At 34.6% G+C, this 14,668-nt stretch carries 14 protein-coding genes, 3 tRNA genes and 1 other RNA gene; 1 reads left to right on the plus strand and 17 read right to left on the minus strand.

Going from position 1 to position 14,668, the window contains the following annotated elements:
* Window positions 1-2 precede the first annotated feature (2 nt).
* The 8 genes from EB239_RS11165 to EB239_RS11195 all read right to left on the minus strand — a co-directional run bounded on the left by EB239_RS11165 (window position 3) and on the right by EB239_RS11195 (window position 7,061).
* On the minus strand, window positions 3-1,484 hold the full coding sequence (locus tag EB239_RS11165; protein WP_003870179.1) for a hypothetical protein: 1,482 nt from the start codon (window positions 1,482-1,484) through the stop codon (window positions 3-5).
* Between the two features lie 96 nt (window positions 1,485-1,580).
* Complete coding sequence (locus EB239_RS11170; protein WP_003870180.1) at window positions 1,581-1,802, minus strand: NifU family protein; 222 nt, start codon at window positions 1,800-1,802, stop codon at window positions 1,581-1,583.
* Between the two features lie 52 nt (window positions 1,803-1,854).
* The gene (locus EB239_RS11175; RefSeq protein ID WP_003870181.1) at window positions 1,855-2,319 is read right to left on the minus strand and encodes a GAF domain-containing protein; all 465 of its coding nucleotides are present in this window, start codon (window positions 2,317-2,319) and stop codon (window positions 1,855-1,857) included.
* A 142-nt stretch (window positions 2,320-2,461) separates the two neighbouring features.
* Window positions 2,462-3,235: a prolipoprotein diacylglyceryl transferase gene (locus tag EB239_RS11180; protein WP_003870182.1), complete on the minus strand. Its 774-nt coding sequence runs from the start codon at window positions 3,233-3,235 to the stop codon at window positions 2,462-2,464.
* Window positions 3,236-3,488: 253 nt separating this feature from the next.
* Window positions 3,489-4,229 carry a peptidase dimerization domain-containing protein gene (locus tag EB239_RS15360; protein ID WP_318261373.1) on the minus strand — a complete coding sequence of 247 codons (741 nt, stop codon included), beginning with the start codon at window positions 4,227-4,229 and terminating at the stop codon, window positions 3,489-3,491.
* A 1-nt stretch (window position 4,230) separates the two neighbouring features.
* Window positions 4,231-4,662, minus strand: a complete 432-nt coding sequence (locus EB239_RS15365; protein WP_003870184.1) for a zinc-binding metallopeptidase family protein — start codon at window positions 4,660-4,662, stop codon at window positions 4,231-4,233.
* Between the two features lie 443 nt (window positions 4,663-5,105).
* The gene (ltrA, locus tag EB239_RS11190; RefSeq protein WP_129545075.1) at window positions 5,106-6,518 is read right to left on the minus strand and encodes a group II intron reverse transcriptase/maturase; all 1,413 of its coding nucleotides are present in this window, start codon (window positions 6,516-6,518) and stop codon (window positions 5,106-5,108) included.
* 466 nt (window positions 6,519-6,984) lie between these two features.
* Window positions 6,985-7,061, minus strand: a tRNA-Val gene (locus tag EB239_RS11195).
* Window positions 7,062-7,245: 184 nt separating this feature from the next.
* Between EB239_RS11195 and EB239_RS11200 the strand changes: the two genes are divergently transcribed.
* Window positions 7,246-7,677 carry a hypothetical protein gene (locus EB239_RS11200; protein WP_003870186.1) on the plus strand — a complete coding sequence of 144 codons (432 nt, stop codon included), beginning with the start codon at window positions 7,246-7,248 and terminating at the stop codon, window positions 7,675-7,677.
* Window positions 7,678-7,697: 20 nt separating this feature from the next.
* On the opposite strand, the gene pepV is transcribed toward EB239_RS11200, so the two are convergent.
* The 9 genes from pepV to EB239_RS11245 all read right to left on the minus strand — a co-directional run bounded on the left by pepV (window position 7,698) and on the right by EB239_RS11245 (window position 14,647).
* Window positions 7,698-9,092: a dipeptidase PepV gene (gene pepV / locus EB239_RS11205; RefSeq protein ID WP_003870187.1), complete on the minus strand. Its 1,395-nt coding sequence runs from the start codon at window positions 9,090-9,092 to the stop codon at window positions 7,698-7,700.
* A gap of 71 nt (window positions 9,093-9,163) precedes the next feature.
* Window positions 9,164-10,249 (minus strand): glycosyl hydrolase family 18 protein, encoded by a 1,086-nt coding sequence (locus EB239_RS11210; RefSeq protein WP_003870188.1) that lies wholly within the window; start codon window positions 10,247-10,249, stop codon window positions 9,164-9,166.
* 89 nt (window positions 10,250-10,338) lie between these two features.
* Window positions 10,339-10,414 (minus strand) — tRNA-Ala (locus EB239_RS11215).
* 20 nt (window positions 10,415-10,434) lie between these two features.
* A tRNA-Val gene (locus EB239_RS11220) sits at window positions 10,435-10,511 on the minus strand.
* A 56-nt stretch (window positions 10,512-10,567) separates the two neighbouring features.
* Entirely contained in the window at window positions 10,568-11,524 is a 957-nt protein-coding gene (gene manA / locus EB239_RS11225) for a mannose-6-phosphate isomerase, class I (RefSeq protein ID WP_003870189.1), read from the minus strand.
* A 65-nt stretch (window positions 11,525-11,589) separates the two neighbouring features.
* The gene (deoD, locus tag EB239_RS11230) at window positions 11,590-12,291 is read right to left on the minus strand and encodes a purine-nucleoside phosphorylase (protein WP_003870190.1); all 702 of its coding nucleotides are present in this window, start codon (window positions 12,289-12,291) and stop codon (window positions 11,590-11,592) included.
* Window positions 12,292-12,441: 150 nt separating this feature from the next.
* Window positions 12,442-12,790: RNase P RNA component class A (gene rnpB / locus EB239_RS11235), an RNA gene on the minus strand.
* 77 nt (window positions 12,791-12,867) lie between these two features.
* Window positions 12,868-13,983: a Nif3-like dinuclear metal center hexameric protein gene (locus tag EB239_RS11240; protein WP_003870191.1), complete on the minus strand. Its 1,116-nt coding sequence runs from the start codon at window positions 13,981-13,983 to the stop codon at window positions 12,868-12,870.
* Window positions 13,943-14,647 carry a tRNA (adenine(22)-N(1))-methyltransferase gene (locus EB239_RS11245; protein WP_003870192.1) on the minus strand — a complete coding sequence of 235 codons (705 nt, stop codon included), beginning with the start codon at window positions 14,645-14,647 and terminating at the stop codon, window positions 13,943-13,945. Before EB239_RS11245 ends, EB239_RS11240 begins: the two co-directional genes overlap by 41 nt.
* Between the last annotated feature and the right edge of the window lie 21 nt (window positions 14,648-14,668).

Consider the following 14,668-nt stretch of genomic DNA (forward strand, 5'->3'; position numbering starts at 1 on the left):
CTCTAATGCTCCTCCCAATTTAAAGAACTGTAATATATCTTTTTCCCTGTGCTGGCATCTATCATAAACTCCAAAGAGTTAGGTATATACACTAATTTACCTTTTTTATTCTCTGTTATAAAATAGTACAGTTTAAAACCACTATCTATAAAAATATTTTGAGCAACTTGTGTATTGATAGTATTGTCTATCTTTGGAAAATCAATATAATCCCAATTAAAAATTATTTTTTTAACTATTCCTTCCTCATTTGTTTCAATGGTTATATAATTATTAGAAATTATCGTATTGTTTGTTTGTCTATAAAAAGTATAAATTTTATTATCTCGATAATTCATAGGATATGCTACCAAAAAATCACAAGACAAATAATTATAAAGATGTTCTTTCACATATGTCTTTGCCTCTTCAATATCAAGTATTCTAAAATTTTTCTCATTATAATTCCAATAACCAAAACCTAAGTGAAGAATATTTTGGTCGTGAGAATCAATTGCTACATTTATATTTAAAATTTTGTCTTTTAAACTTGTAAAATTCCAATCATAGGTCACAGCCGGTTTACCCGTCAAATAAAAATTATTCACATAACCGGATTTGAGTAAAGAAATTTTATCTATTTTTAAATTTTTTGCTATATCTTGAGCAATTGTCTCTGGATTTTTTAAATTAAAACAATCGTCTTTTAACTTTGCAAAATCCAGTGTAATCATTTCTTCTTTAATATCATTTCCCTTATAATCAATAAAAATACCACTTTTGGCATCAATCCCATAAAACAAAGGATTCAAAGAGGAAATATACACTAACTGATACTTTTTGCCCTCTTTATAAGCCATAAGCTGAGGAACAATATATCTTTGGTATAGGCTTTTTATTTCGCCAATACTTTTAATATCCTTTGTCCCCTCATATTCCACTTTTTCCGAAAGATTTTCACCAAAAAATTTAACAACTTCTCCTGAATGAGAATCTATGTACACAACTATTTCTCTATTATCCACTATCAGGTGATTTATCACTTTTTTAAAAATTAACTTATAAATATATGGTTTTTCTAAACTTTCATCAATATACTCATCATCTGAAAGGCTTTTTACAAATTGATATTCTTCTCCTGTAATTGAAGATATCAAATTGTGGGCTAAAATTATCGACTCACTTTTTGAATATTTTGCTGATAAATTTTTGTCAAAAGGTGTAAAAGTATTTTCATAGTAATCTATATACTCCAATTTATCATTGTCACTATTGTATACAATTTTTAAATTCTTAAAGGGATTACTTCCTTCAAATTTAAAGCTATATAACCCATTTTGCAACTTATGTTCTACCAATTTTAATCCCCTTGTAAAAGGTACCTTCATTATTATTTCTTGTAATATTTTTTCTTCTGAATAAGGATTAGCTTCTGAATAGGCACTTGATAAATTTAAAAATAATATCAAGGCAATCAATCCTGCTAAACAAAATTTTTTAACCATACATAGACCTCCTTGAAAATATTCCCATATATACTATTCTATGTATGGTTAAAAATTCCTGCTTATATAACAAAAAAATCCGGATAACCCGGATTTTTAAACTGCTATTACTTCCCTCACTTCAGGAATTTCTTCTTTGATAGCCCTTTCAATGCCTTCTTTCAGCGTCAACGTAGCAAAAGGGCATCCTCCACAAGCACCTGTCAGCCTTACCTTTACAATTCCATCCTCTGTAACGTCAATAAGTTCCACATTTCCTCCGTCTGCTTGAAGAGATGGTCTTAGAAGCTCTAATACTTCTTCTACTCTTTCTCTCATAGCCTATCCTCCTTCCTGACACAATTATTATACCACAAAAATCAATGGAAATCTATTTTTTGAGTTTTCGACTTATAATTTCTGCAACTTTTTCTAAAAATCTTTTGTCTTCTTCATCAAAAGCAGCTAAATCATCGCTGTCAATATCTATTTCTCCTATTATGTCGCCATTAACCCATATTGGCACTACAATTTCCGATTTCGTCTCAAGACTACAAGCCAAATAATTATCTTCTTTTGTTACATCATCTACAATTATAGTATTTTTTTCTGCAACAGCTCTTCCACAAACCCCCTGTCCTACTTTAATTTTCACATGTTCTGTAGGTCTACCAATATAAGGTCCTATTACTAACTCTCCATCCTTCATGAAATAAAAACCTGTCCAATTATAGTAAGGAACATTGTCTGCTAATATCTTAACAACTTCACCATAAAATTCATCCATATCATCAATTTCTCTTGCCTTTTGGTCAATCCTAACTAATAAGTCATCAAAAACTTTTCTTTTTTCCATCTTTTCAGCTCCTCTGTAAAAAATTTATCAATATAATTTTACCATTAAAATGTTATAAAATAAAGTAGTTCCCTTTTAGATTTATCAATAGTTAAAGATTAATTCAATTTGCCTTAAATAAGAAAACTGCCTCAAAGGCAGTTTAATTGTAAAATTGTTTATTGGGGTCATTTAAAACCCTTCTAATCATCCAGTATGCCAATATCAAAATAAAAGGTGTTACTAACTGAGTTAAAGTAAAAAATCCTATTCCCCATTTTTCATTTAAATATACAGGCCATATTAAAGGATTGTCCCTTACGGTTTCTTCAATTAAACCTCTCATTAATTGATAATAAAATATAAAAGACCAAAATTGATATCCATCAGGCATGTGCTTTTTTTGTATATAAAAATATCTTATGAGAAGTATTACTCCCATAGCAACTCCTACTAATTGCGCAGGCCATCTCCCAAAGGCAAACTCAGTCGGCCTTCCTAATACTTCTTGGTTAAATATATTTCCTATTCTGACTAATATATTACCAATTGAAAGTCCTAAAACTGCGAAATCCTCTAGAGGATTTATCCTCACACCTTTTTTACGACAATAATAAAGCCCTGCTAAAAAACCACCTAAAACTGCACCATGCCATGAAAGTCCACCTTCATAAATCTTTAACACTTGAATAGGATTTTTAATAAACCACTCAGGATAATTTGCCAATACAAACATCAATCGAGCACCTATAACACCAGAAATTACTACAATCATTAATAGATTTAATAAAAAGTCTTCATCGTAATTTAATTTCATTGCCTCTTTGTACAAATAATATCCACCAATAGCAATAGAAATAGCCATAAAAATTCCATACCAATGAACAGCAATTGGACCAATTTTAAAAGCATAAGGGCTAATTGTCGGAATGTACATCATACAACCTCCATACAATAGTTTTTAAACAGAAAACTCTGATAAGATTTTCATTATAATATCATTCTACAGCATTTCGATAATATGTCAAGAGGTGACTTTTATTTCCTTATAATGCTTTTATATGACTCTGAAATAAAAAAATCTATCCTCAACATAAAAAGTTTTGGCACCAAACCTAAATTACATAAAAATAAAGGCAGCAAGCTTCCTTCTACTCTGATTGGTATAAGAAATTGCTCGCGAGGAATATTTAAGAAATTTCAACCGTTTTTTTAAACTCCTCTTTTATCTTCTTTAGCAATTCCTCTTTTGTCATTATATCTACCGCAGTCATAGCCAGAGCTTTGGCTGCAAGTACGGCTGCCTCCTTTCCCCTCTCTGAACCTGCAGCTTTCAAAAATTCCAAGCTATGAGGTGCTATGTCCTCTTCAGCTATGGCAATGTGGGGATGGATAGAAGGCACAACCTGGCTTACATTTCCCATGTCCGTTGAGCCAACGCCCTCTTCCTTATCGCTTATATCATGATAACCCAGTTCCTTTAAATTAGCTTTAAATGTCTCAACCATAGTTTTATTGGTTATTAGGTTGTCAAAGCCAAGCTCAAAATTTCTATATGAAAGCTTTGCTCCAGTTGCCACCTCAGCACCCTTGGCACAGGCTATTACTTTTTCCTTTACCTCCAGCATGTATTTTTTTTCTTTTGCCCTCACGTAAAAGCGGGCGACAGCTCTTTCGGGAATAATATTGGGAGTGTATCCTCCTTCGGTAATTATCCCATGGATTCTCGCATCAGGTCTCAACTGCTGCCTTAAGGCATTGATACCGTTGAAAAGAAGGATGACCGCGTCCAGAGCATTTATGCCTAGGTGAGGTGCAACGGCGGCATGCGCTGCTTTACCCGTATATGTAAACTCCAGAGGTTCTATGGCAAGGGAAGTAGTATATACAGTAGTTCTATTGCCAGGATGTACCATCATAGCTGCATCCACATCAAAAAATACCTCTTTCTACTAGTATTACCTTGGCACCGTCAGTTTCTTCTGCAGGGGAACCTACTAACATCACTTCGCCGAAAAGCTCTTCATCTAATGCCCCTAAGGCTGCTGCAGCTCCAAAACTTGCAGCTGCAATTAAGTTATGACCACAAGCGTGACCTATTTCTGGAAGAGCATCATACTCAGCCAAAAGCGCCACCTTGGGACCAGGTTTTTTACCTTTTTTCTGTGCCAAAAAAGCAGTTGGCAGGCCTTCGACTTCATTTACTAAAAAACCATAACCGTTTATTTTTTCCTTTAATAGTTTTGAAGCTTTAAATTCTTGATTTCCAAGCTCAGGATTTTTGTATATCTCATCAGCAATTTCAAAAATCTCCCCCTTAATACTATCGATAAAAGAAATGACCTTCTTTTTCAATTCTTCCACACCTATAACTCCTTCCTAACCTATATGAATTTTACAAAAATGTTTATCAATATCACTAAGCAGTCTATAAGCATTTCTTCATTTAGAATAAGGGGATTTACGGTTCTGTTGATTTAACCATAATCCCAGCCAAGGATAACGAAAGTAATGATTACTATTGTGTATAACATGTTGTAATTTATGTTATCAATTTAAAACTGTAAAGTCAAGAACCTTTTTGTATCTCCCTCAAATAGGTATAGACATATTTACCACTTAGAGAATAATTACAAAAACATTGAAGAAGAAAACACATAAAAAGAATAGAGCTGCCTCCTTGGGCAACAGGGGCAAAATATTACCATTCCTGCATAAACATCAAAAAATCGAGTAGGAGCTGAATAATTATTTTATTCAGCGTCCTCTCACACCACCGTACGTACCGTTCGGTATACGGCGGTTCATTAGGAATTGTGTACAATTAGATATCTTTGGGATAAACTCTTATAACCTATGCTTTCAAAGTATTTATTTGTAAGAGTCTTATTTAGGATTGGGCTATTGGATATTCTCCAGTAGCCTTTCCTTGTATTGGCGTATTCCCAGGCTTTTTGTTCTTCTACTCCTAGTTTTACTAAGTTATCATGCTTCGTTTTTATCTTCTTCCATTGTTTCCATATACATGCCCTTAGTCTTCGCCTTATCCATTCGTCAAGGGTTTTCATTATGCTTTTCGCGTCTGCTAATCCAAAATAGTTGACCCATCCTGTTGTTATTTGATTTAGTCTTTTTATTCTGTTTTCCATGCTTATTCCCTTGTTCCGATTGGTTATTTCTCTTACTTTTTCCTTAAACCTTTTGATGGATTTTTCATGGATTCTTATTCTTACTTCGTTTTCTTTTGTATAGAATGAAAATCCAAGAAATTTTCTTCTCCATGGTCTATCTACAGCACTTTTTGCTTCGTTGACTTTTAGTTTTAATTTGCTTTCTATGAATTTCTTTATGCTCTTCATTACTCTGTTTCCTGCAGACCTGCTTCTTACATATATGTTGCAGTCATCTGCGTATCGGCAGAATTTGTGCCCTCTCTTTTCAAGTTCTTTGTCTAGTTCATCCAACATTATGTTTGCTAATAGGGGACTTAATGGCCCTCCTTGGGGTGTCCCTTCTTCTGTTGATACTTTGATTCCGTTTATCATTACTCCCGATTCTAGGTATCTTCGTATTAACTTTAGTACTCTTTTGTCTCCTATCCGCTTTTCTAGTTTGGACATTATTATGTCGTGGTTTACTCTGTCAAAGAACTTTTCTAAGTCCATATCTACAACCCATGTGTATCCTTCATTTATGTATGCTTCTGCGGCTTTTATTGCGTCTTTTGCACTGCGTCCTGGTCTGAATCCATAACTGCTATCAGAAAATGTATGGTTGTAGACTTTATTCAGTATTTGGGCTATTGCTTGTTGTATTAGTCTGTCTAGTACTGTAGGTATTCCTAGTAGTCTTACTCCTCCATCTGGTTTGGGAATTTCTACTCTTCGCACTGGTTGTGGTTTGTATTTCCCCTCCAGCAGTTGTTGTTTTATGGTTGGCCAGTTTTCTTTGAGATACGGTAGAAGTTCATCTACTTCCATCCCATCGACTCCATGGCTTCCTTTATTTGCAACAACGCGCTTGTATGCTGCTCTCATGTTTCCTCGTTCTACTATCATTTCAAGCATCTTGCTGGTATATCTTTGTACTTCGTTTCTTCCATCTTCCGACGCCGATGATATACTATGCACTTCCGTTGTCTTTTGAAATTCCATTTCTCTATTCAACGGATAGCCTCTTTGTTGAGTTGTCTGCAGTCTCTGCATATCTTTCGAGTCCATAAGATTTCCAAAACCTCCTAACGTTCGGTCCTTCCTTATCTATTCATGTCTAGATAAGTACTATGACCTCTGCTGACTTCTCAAGGTTCAGCCATACATCACTGCATGGGTTGTCACTTCAGATTTTACTTCCATGACTTATCCTTGAGACCTCCCCGGGTAAGAACGATAACTTTCATCTCATATATCTGCCAGATTTACTGTATGGGATTCGGGTAGTGTTGGACTTCGTTTTGTTACGCAAACTCATCCATCCCAATTCAGCCTCTTATCTGGTTCTTGTTCATCAGACCGAGATTTTGCCTTAAGCTTCCTTCAGATTCCACCTCACGATGGACACCCTTGCTCTTGGCTAGTGGTTCCCACTACCAAGCCCACAGCGGACTTTCACCGCCTAGTTATCGCCCATGCCGGGCGCACATAAAAATCCCGGCATCTATACAATGCCGGAAAATCTTCATATTATTGGTGGGGTTAACAGGGATCGAACCTGTGACCTCTACGATGTGAGCGTAGCGCTCTGACCAGCTGAGCTATAACCCCACTTTCTATATTTTTATTATATACATCTCTCTAAAATATGTCAATCACAAATTTTTTAATACAAAGAAGGACTTTAAACGTTTTAATAGAATTTATAATATAAAACCACTTACTTGCATAATAACATATACTATATAGTAAAAATCACCAAATAAGAATATCATTTTATAAAAAGAGGGATATCATGAATGACTTATTATCATTGAGATGCATAAACATTACTTTGAGCGAAATTCTTAGCGACGAATACCTTTCCCTCATGAAGTGGGAAATAGAAAAAATTTTACAAATTAACTTGATACAACATATTCTAAAATATGAAGACGATACTGAATGGTTTATTCTTCTAAATGGAATAGAAAAAAACTTTCGACTTTGGCTGACAATTTTCCAAGACTCTTATGAACCAGTTAATAGAATTATAATTAATGAACTTTCTGTGTCTTTTGAAAAAGAAATTGACAAAAAAGAACTAGAAAAACAAATTATAAAAACTGTTTCTGAGTTTTTACGCGATATTGGTGTCATTTCAGTATATTCTAATAATACATCTTTGCCTTGGGAAGAATTAGGATTTATGCTAGAAGAAAATAAATTATATTTTAGTTTAAAATAAAACCCCTCAAAAGAGGGATTTTATTTTGCTAATTCATATATAGCGTGAGCATAAATTTTTGCATTTAATATCAAATCTTCAATTTCTATATATTCATCCGCTTGATGTGCTAACTCTGGCTTGCCTGGAAAAACAGGCCCAAATGCTACTGTGTTAGGCATCTCTTTCGCATAAGTTCCTCCACCTATTGCTAAAAGCTCTGCTTTCTGTCCCGTCTGTTCTTCATAAACTTTGCTCAAAGTTTTTATCAAAGGATGGTCTGGTGGGAAATACAAAGGTGGTTGATGGAGCATGTCTTCTATTCTCATCCCATTAGTTTTGATTTTTTCTTCAAAAATATTCATCCAATCCTCATATTTATATTTTACAGGATATCGAATATTTAATCCTAATACTCCTTTGTTTTCATCTAATTGAATAGTACCAACGTTAAAAGTCAATTCTCCTGTTTCATCTTTTAAGTATATCCCAAAAGTTTTTCCATCTGTTTCCATTCCCACATTTGTAGCAAAGAAATGTATAAAATCTTTGACATCGCTATCCTCTAAATCTATTCTGTCAAGGAAGAGAAATAGCTGCATTATAGCATTTTTCCCTAAGTGTGGAAGGCTGCCATGAGCCGAAACCCCTACTGATTTGATTACAAGCATTTCGTCTTTTTCTTCAGCCTTCAAATTGTAACCAGTCTCTTTTATGAAGGCTTCTAACTTATCTTGAATTTCTTTCTTCTTATTTGCCTCTTTTACCTCTAATCCAGCTTCACAATAGCCTGGTACTACATTAGGCCTTTCTCCACCTTTGATGTATTTTATAACAATGTTGCTGGACTTTTTATTAAAGTCTTTTACCACATTAAACATTGTTATTCCTTTTTCTGCATATATAATTGGATATTGAGCATCAGGAGTAAAGCCCATTGTAGGAGCTTCATCGTGTTTTAAATAATAAGCAATCTCGTGAGAACCTGTCTCTTCATTTGTTCCAAATAAAATTCTCACTCTTTTAGAAAGCTTTAACCCAGCGTCTTTTATAGCCTTTAGCCCGTATAAAGCAGCAATTATAGGGCCCTTATCATCTACAGTACCTCTCCCATATATCTTTCCATCATGTATTTCAGCACCATAAGGTGGATAAGTCCACCCATCACCTTCTGGAACTACATCTAAATGTCCCAAAACTCCTATCATTTCTTCTCCTTCGCCGTATTCTGCATACCCTACATAGCCATCCACGTTTTTAGTCCTAAAGCCTAAACTTTGTGCAATCTCTAAAGCTTTGTCCAATGCCTTAGCAACACCTTCTCCATAAGGCATTCCTGGTTTCGGTTCATCTTGTACGCTTTTTATCTTGACTAACTCTTGAACAGATTTTATAATGTCATCTCTCATATTGTCTATGTAGGAATTTAAATCCATAAAAATCCCCCCAATAATTTGGTAATCACATCTCTATTATATACCTTTACTTAAATGTTTTCAATATTTTTCTATCTGCTTCCTATTTTCTTACCTATAACATTCCAAAAGGAAGGGGTTTCAAAGCCAATCCTCCACACACATATGCCATGTAAATTATACCTTTTAGCAACTTCTATCTTCTCAGCTAAAGTGGCAGAGTTTTCAAACCATACCTCTCTCGTTATTCCCGTGTTTTTGTCATAATAGACATAATAAGGCTCTTGGTATTGGTCGCTCCACTTTATTTGAATTCCTTGAATTTGTGCTTTTGTAAGTATTTCTTTTGTAGGGCGAGAGAAACCACCACTTTTACTTGCAGGCCAATCATATCCATAAGTAGCTACTCCTAAACATATTTGTTCAGGTTTAAAACCTTCATTTAGTGCATCTTTGACGTTGTACTCCACCCACTGCTCAGGAGAAACAGGTCCCGGCGGTGAAGAAGCATTATGCCTATCATAGGTCATCAAGGTGACATGGTCCACTAAAGGCGCTAATTCGTGATAGTCGTATATACCTGATATTTCTTTAGGTACCTGATAATGAGGTATAACGGAAATGTCAAGAATTTTACCTTCTTTTTTGATAAGCGGTCTTATTTTGCTTATAAAAGCCGTAAGATAATCTTTGTCCTGAACATAATTTTTAGTTCCATGAGGAATAAACTCAAAATCTATGTTGTAACCGTCAAAATCATGTTTTTTTAATAAAGCCATTAATTGAGAAATAGCCTTTTCTCGGATATTTGGATCCAAAAGAACTTCATCTTTGCTGTTAGCCACATTAACAAGAGGAACTACTTTTATCCCTTGTTTTTTCGCATAATCCAGCACTTGAGGGTTTGTAGAATCTTTTACTGTCCCGTCTCCTTCTACAGTAAGCCACAAGGGAGAAAGTGTATCAATATATCTTGAATATTTTACCAATGATTGATATGAATTATCTGGGCCAGCAGAATCAACATAAAATCCTACTACTTGAAGTTTTTTTACTCCTATCTTACTAAAAGGTTTGAAAAAGGGTTTTTGAGCTGTACTTTTACATCCGCTCAAAGATATTGATATGGTTAATAGCAAAATTATCAAGATTGATATCAATCTCAATTTTTTCCACATAAAAAGATATAACCTCCTCATTTTTATGATTCGGTTATATCTTTTGATAAAAAATAAATTTTATGTATAAAAATATTTTATTTTCAGTTTGGTGGAGATAAGGGGATTCGAACCCCTGACCTCATGCATGCGAGGCATGCGCTCTCCCTACTGAGCTATATCCCCATGTAACCCATATAAAAAAATGGTGGGGTTAACAGGGATCGAACCTGTGACCTCTACGATGTCAACGTAGCGCTCTGACCAGCTGAGCTATAACCCCACTTCTTGCTTTTTTATTATACAATTTTAATAAAAGGTTGTCAATATTTACGCTTTCTATATATAAGCTTTGAGCACCTTGCAATTGCCCTCTATTGTATAACTTGGAATAGAAGCAGGTATTAATACAGTTTCTCCTGCCTTTAATTCAACAGTACCTTCATAATAGTCAATTTTACAATTTCCTTCTACAGCTGTTAAAGTGTTAAATTTTCCTTCTGTATCTATTTTTACTTCTTCATTTATTTCAATTATACTTACCTGAAAATATGGAGATTTAACAACATGAGATATGCGTCCGCCTTGTATTCCTTTAAATTCAGGTATTATTTTATCTGTTTTTAAATTAAAATCTATAACATCTAATGCTTTTTCTATATGTAACTTCCTTTTCCTCCCGAATTCATCTACTCTATTGTAATCATATACTCTATAGGTGAGGTCTGAATTTTGTTGAATTTCACAAATAAGTATGCTTTCACCTATAGCATGCACCATCCCTGAAGGTATGTAAACCACATCTCCTGGCTTTACTTCTATTTCTTTTAAACATTCTTCTAATCTTTCTTCCTCCAATAGCCTTTTAAATTCTTCTTTTGTAGTTCCTTCCTTTAAACCACATACAAGTTTAGCCCCTGGTTTTGCATCTATTATATACCACATCTCTGTTTTTCCAGAATCGCCATTTTCGTATTTAAAAGCATATTCATCATCTGGATGAACTTGGACAGAAAGTTTGTCTTGTGCATCAATTATTTTGATAAGTAAAGGAAATCTCTCATAATTTACCCCTTTACCGTATATATCCTCAAAAAATTTGTAGGCTATATCACTTAGTTTTTGGCCATTAAATTCTCCACCTTCAATTACACTAACAGCTGTTCTATTGTCAGATATTGTCCACAATTCTCCAATTTTTTTACCCTCGGGAATATCAAATCCAAATTTATCTCTTAATGCAGTACCTCCCCATATTCTCTCCATAAAAATAGGCTTAAATTTTAAAGGTTTCATCAACTATCAGCTCCTTTTTCAATTATTTTAAAAGAGGATAAACAAGGTTATCCTCTTTTAAAAAATTATTCAGCTATTTCTAGTGCAATTTTCACCATGTCCATAAAAGTCTTTTGCCTTTCTTCAGCTGTCGTTGCTTCTCCGGTAACCAAGCTATCGCTCACTGTCAATATTGTAAGAGCATCTACATTGTACTTAGCAGCCAAAGTATATAGTCCTGCAGTTTCCATTTCTACTGCCAAAACACCAAACTTCGCCCATAGTTTCCAACTGTCTGGGTCATCATTATAAAAAGTATCCGTTGTAAGAATATTTCCTACTTTAGGTTGTATTCCTAACTCCATTGCTTTATCATAGGCTTTTTTCAATAATTTAAAACTTGCTGTAGGAGCATAATCCATGCCATTAAATCTAATCTTATTTATTGCAGAGTCTGTTGAAGAGCTCATGGCAATTACTATATCTCTGAGTTTGATATCTGGCTGCAAAGAACCACAAGTACCTATTCTTATAAGATTTTTCACGTTGTAACTGGTTATAAGCTCATTTACATAAATAGATAAAGAAGGTACTCCCATGCCTGTCCCTTGAACTGACACTCTTTTCCCTTTATAATATCCTGTAAAACCATACATTCCTCTAACTTCATTGTAACATTTTACATCTTCAAGAAAATTTTCTGCTATGTATTTAGCCCTTAAAGGATCTCCTGGCAATAACACTGTTTGAGCGATTTCGTTTTCTTTAGCCCCAATATGTATGCTCATCTGAATCTCTCCTTCTATAATAGTTTTGCCCATATATAATATTAGCAAAAAACAGCTTTTAAATCAAACAAAAATTTATGGACCAAACAATTTTTTAATTTTGTATAAATAAAAAATAAAAAATACCACAAAATCATGGTATTTTAAATGCATGTGAGCAAGTCTATAAGCCGAGTTCTGTCGAGGATGGCCATCTATCTAGGGGGTCAGTTGCCTGACACCTCTAGCGGCATAACCCGAGGGAAACGGCGGGCCACCTACTCCCTCCTATTCGCCTTGCTCCAGGTGGGGTTTGCAGAGCAGACCAGTCGCCTGGTCCCTGGTGAGCTCTTACCTCACCTTTCCACCCTTACCTGGCACTAAACAAGTTGAGTGCCAGGCGGTATATCTCTGTTGCACTTTCCTTGGAGTCGCCTCCACCGGGTGTTACCCGGCACCCTGCCCTGTGGAGCTCGGACTTTCCTCGTGCGAAATCGCACGCGGCCATCCGACTTACTCACATGCGTTATTTCATATATATTTTTCTAATATCAGTCGAGTATATATTATCATATATATCTGTTTTTGTCAACCTAATTATAGATACATAAAAGGATCTTTTTGACTTTCACTAATTAATACTTCTATTTCGTGTCCCTGTTTCTGAGTTTCATCGATTATATATTCTGCAATAAACCTGACTGCAATATTCTCCGTAGCAAAATGTCCAGCATCAATTAAAGCCAATCCGAGGTGTTGGGCTTCTACTGCATCGTGATAGCCAATATCTGCTGTTATTAAAACATCCGCTCCTTTAGAAACAGCTTTGTGAATAAGACTTGCACCGCTTCCACCACATACAGCCACTTTTCTGATCTTTTTATTTAGGTCTCCTACCACTCTTAAATTATTAATTTTAAGTTTTGCTTTTACTTGTAAAGCTAATTCTTGCAAAGTAGTTTCTGAAATAATTCCAATTCTTCCAAGCCCATATTCTTCTTTAACATTTTCCAAAGAATAAATATCATAAGCAACCTCTTCATAGGGATGAACATTCAGCATTGCAGTTACCACTTTTTCTAAATATCTCTGAGGTACTATAGTTTCTATCTTTACTTCTTCTGTTTTTTCTAGTTTCCCTGTTTCACCAATGAATGGGTTTGTTCCTTCTAAAGGTCTATAAGTTCCAATGCCTCGCGCCTGAAAAGTAGCATCACTATAATTCCCAACAAAACCAGCGCCTGCACTGCACATAGCATTTCTTACCACTTCTTCATATCCTTGTGGCACATAAACTGCAATTTTTTTATATCCTTCGGAATAAGTGACATCCAAAACTTCCCTATCGTATATTCCTAAGACATTACACAAAATATCATTCACCCCATTTGGAGCTATATCAAAAGAGGTATGGGCTGCATAAAGCGAGATATCATTTTTAATAAGTTGTATTAACAATGAGCCCACTGGATTATCAGCTCTGACATTTTTTATTGGCTTAAAAATTAACGGATGATGAGTTACAATCATATCTACTTTTTTGTCAACCGCTTCTTTAATTACTTCAGAAGTAGCATCCAAAGCTACTAAAACTTTTGAGATATCTTTAGAACCATCTCCTATTAATAATCCCACGTTATCCCACTCTTCAGCAAATTTACGCGGTGCAAGTTTATCCATTATGGAAGCTATTACTTGGCATTTCAAGCCCATTTATCAACACCTCGAATTTCTTTACTTTTTCCTCTAATTGCTTACGCTTTTCATTGGTTTCAGGAAGTTTATTTATGATTTTCTTCATTTTGTCGATTTTATACTGCAAAAATTCTTTTAACAGTGGATGTTTTTTTTGTATGAGTTTTTCCCCTACTTGATAATATATGTCATTTTTGACTTTTTGTCTACCATGTTCTGCTACTATTATTTCATAATATTTTTGATTTTCCTTCACTAATTCCTCATCACAAATTTTATATCCATTTTCTATTAAGTATTTCCTCAAATATGTTGAATCTCTCATAGGTTGAAGTATAAATTTCTTAATAGTTTTTGCAGTATCTTTTCCTTCCTCTAATATTTTTGTAATCAAAATTCCTCCCATACCTGCAATGACAACTACGTCTACTTCCCCTGGAGATAAAACATTAAGACCATTCCCTAACCTTGTGTCTATCAAAGATTGCAAATTTCGCTTCTGAACTTCTTTTACAGCTTTATTTAAGGAACCTTTATTTAAATCTGAAGCAACGACATAGGTAGCTATTTTGTTTTCAATAAGGTAAACAGGAATAAAACCATGGTCAGTACCTATGTCTGCAACTTTTGACCCATGAGGAATATATTCAGCAATTTTCCCTAATCGCTCTGTAAGTTTCATGTAATCCTCCTAAAAGTATAA

The sequence above is a fragment of the Thermoanaerobacter ethanolicus JW 200 genome (genome assembly GCF_003722315.1).
Lineage (GTDB): Bacteria > Bacillota > Thermoanaerobacteria > Thermoanaerobacterales > Thermoanaerobacteraceae > Thermoanaerobacter > Thermoanaerobacter ethanolicus.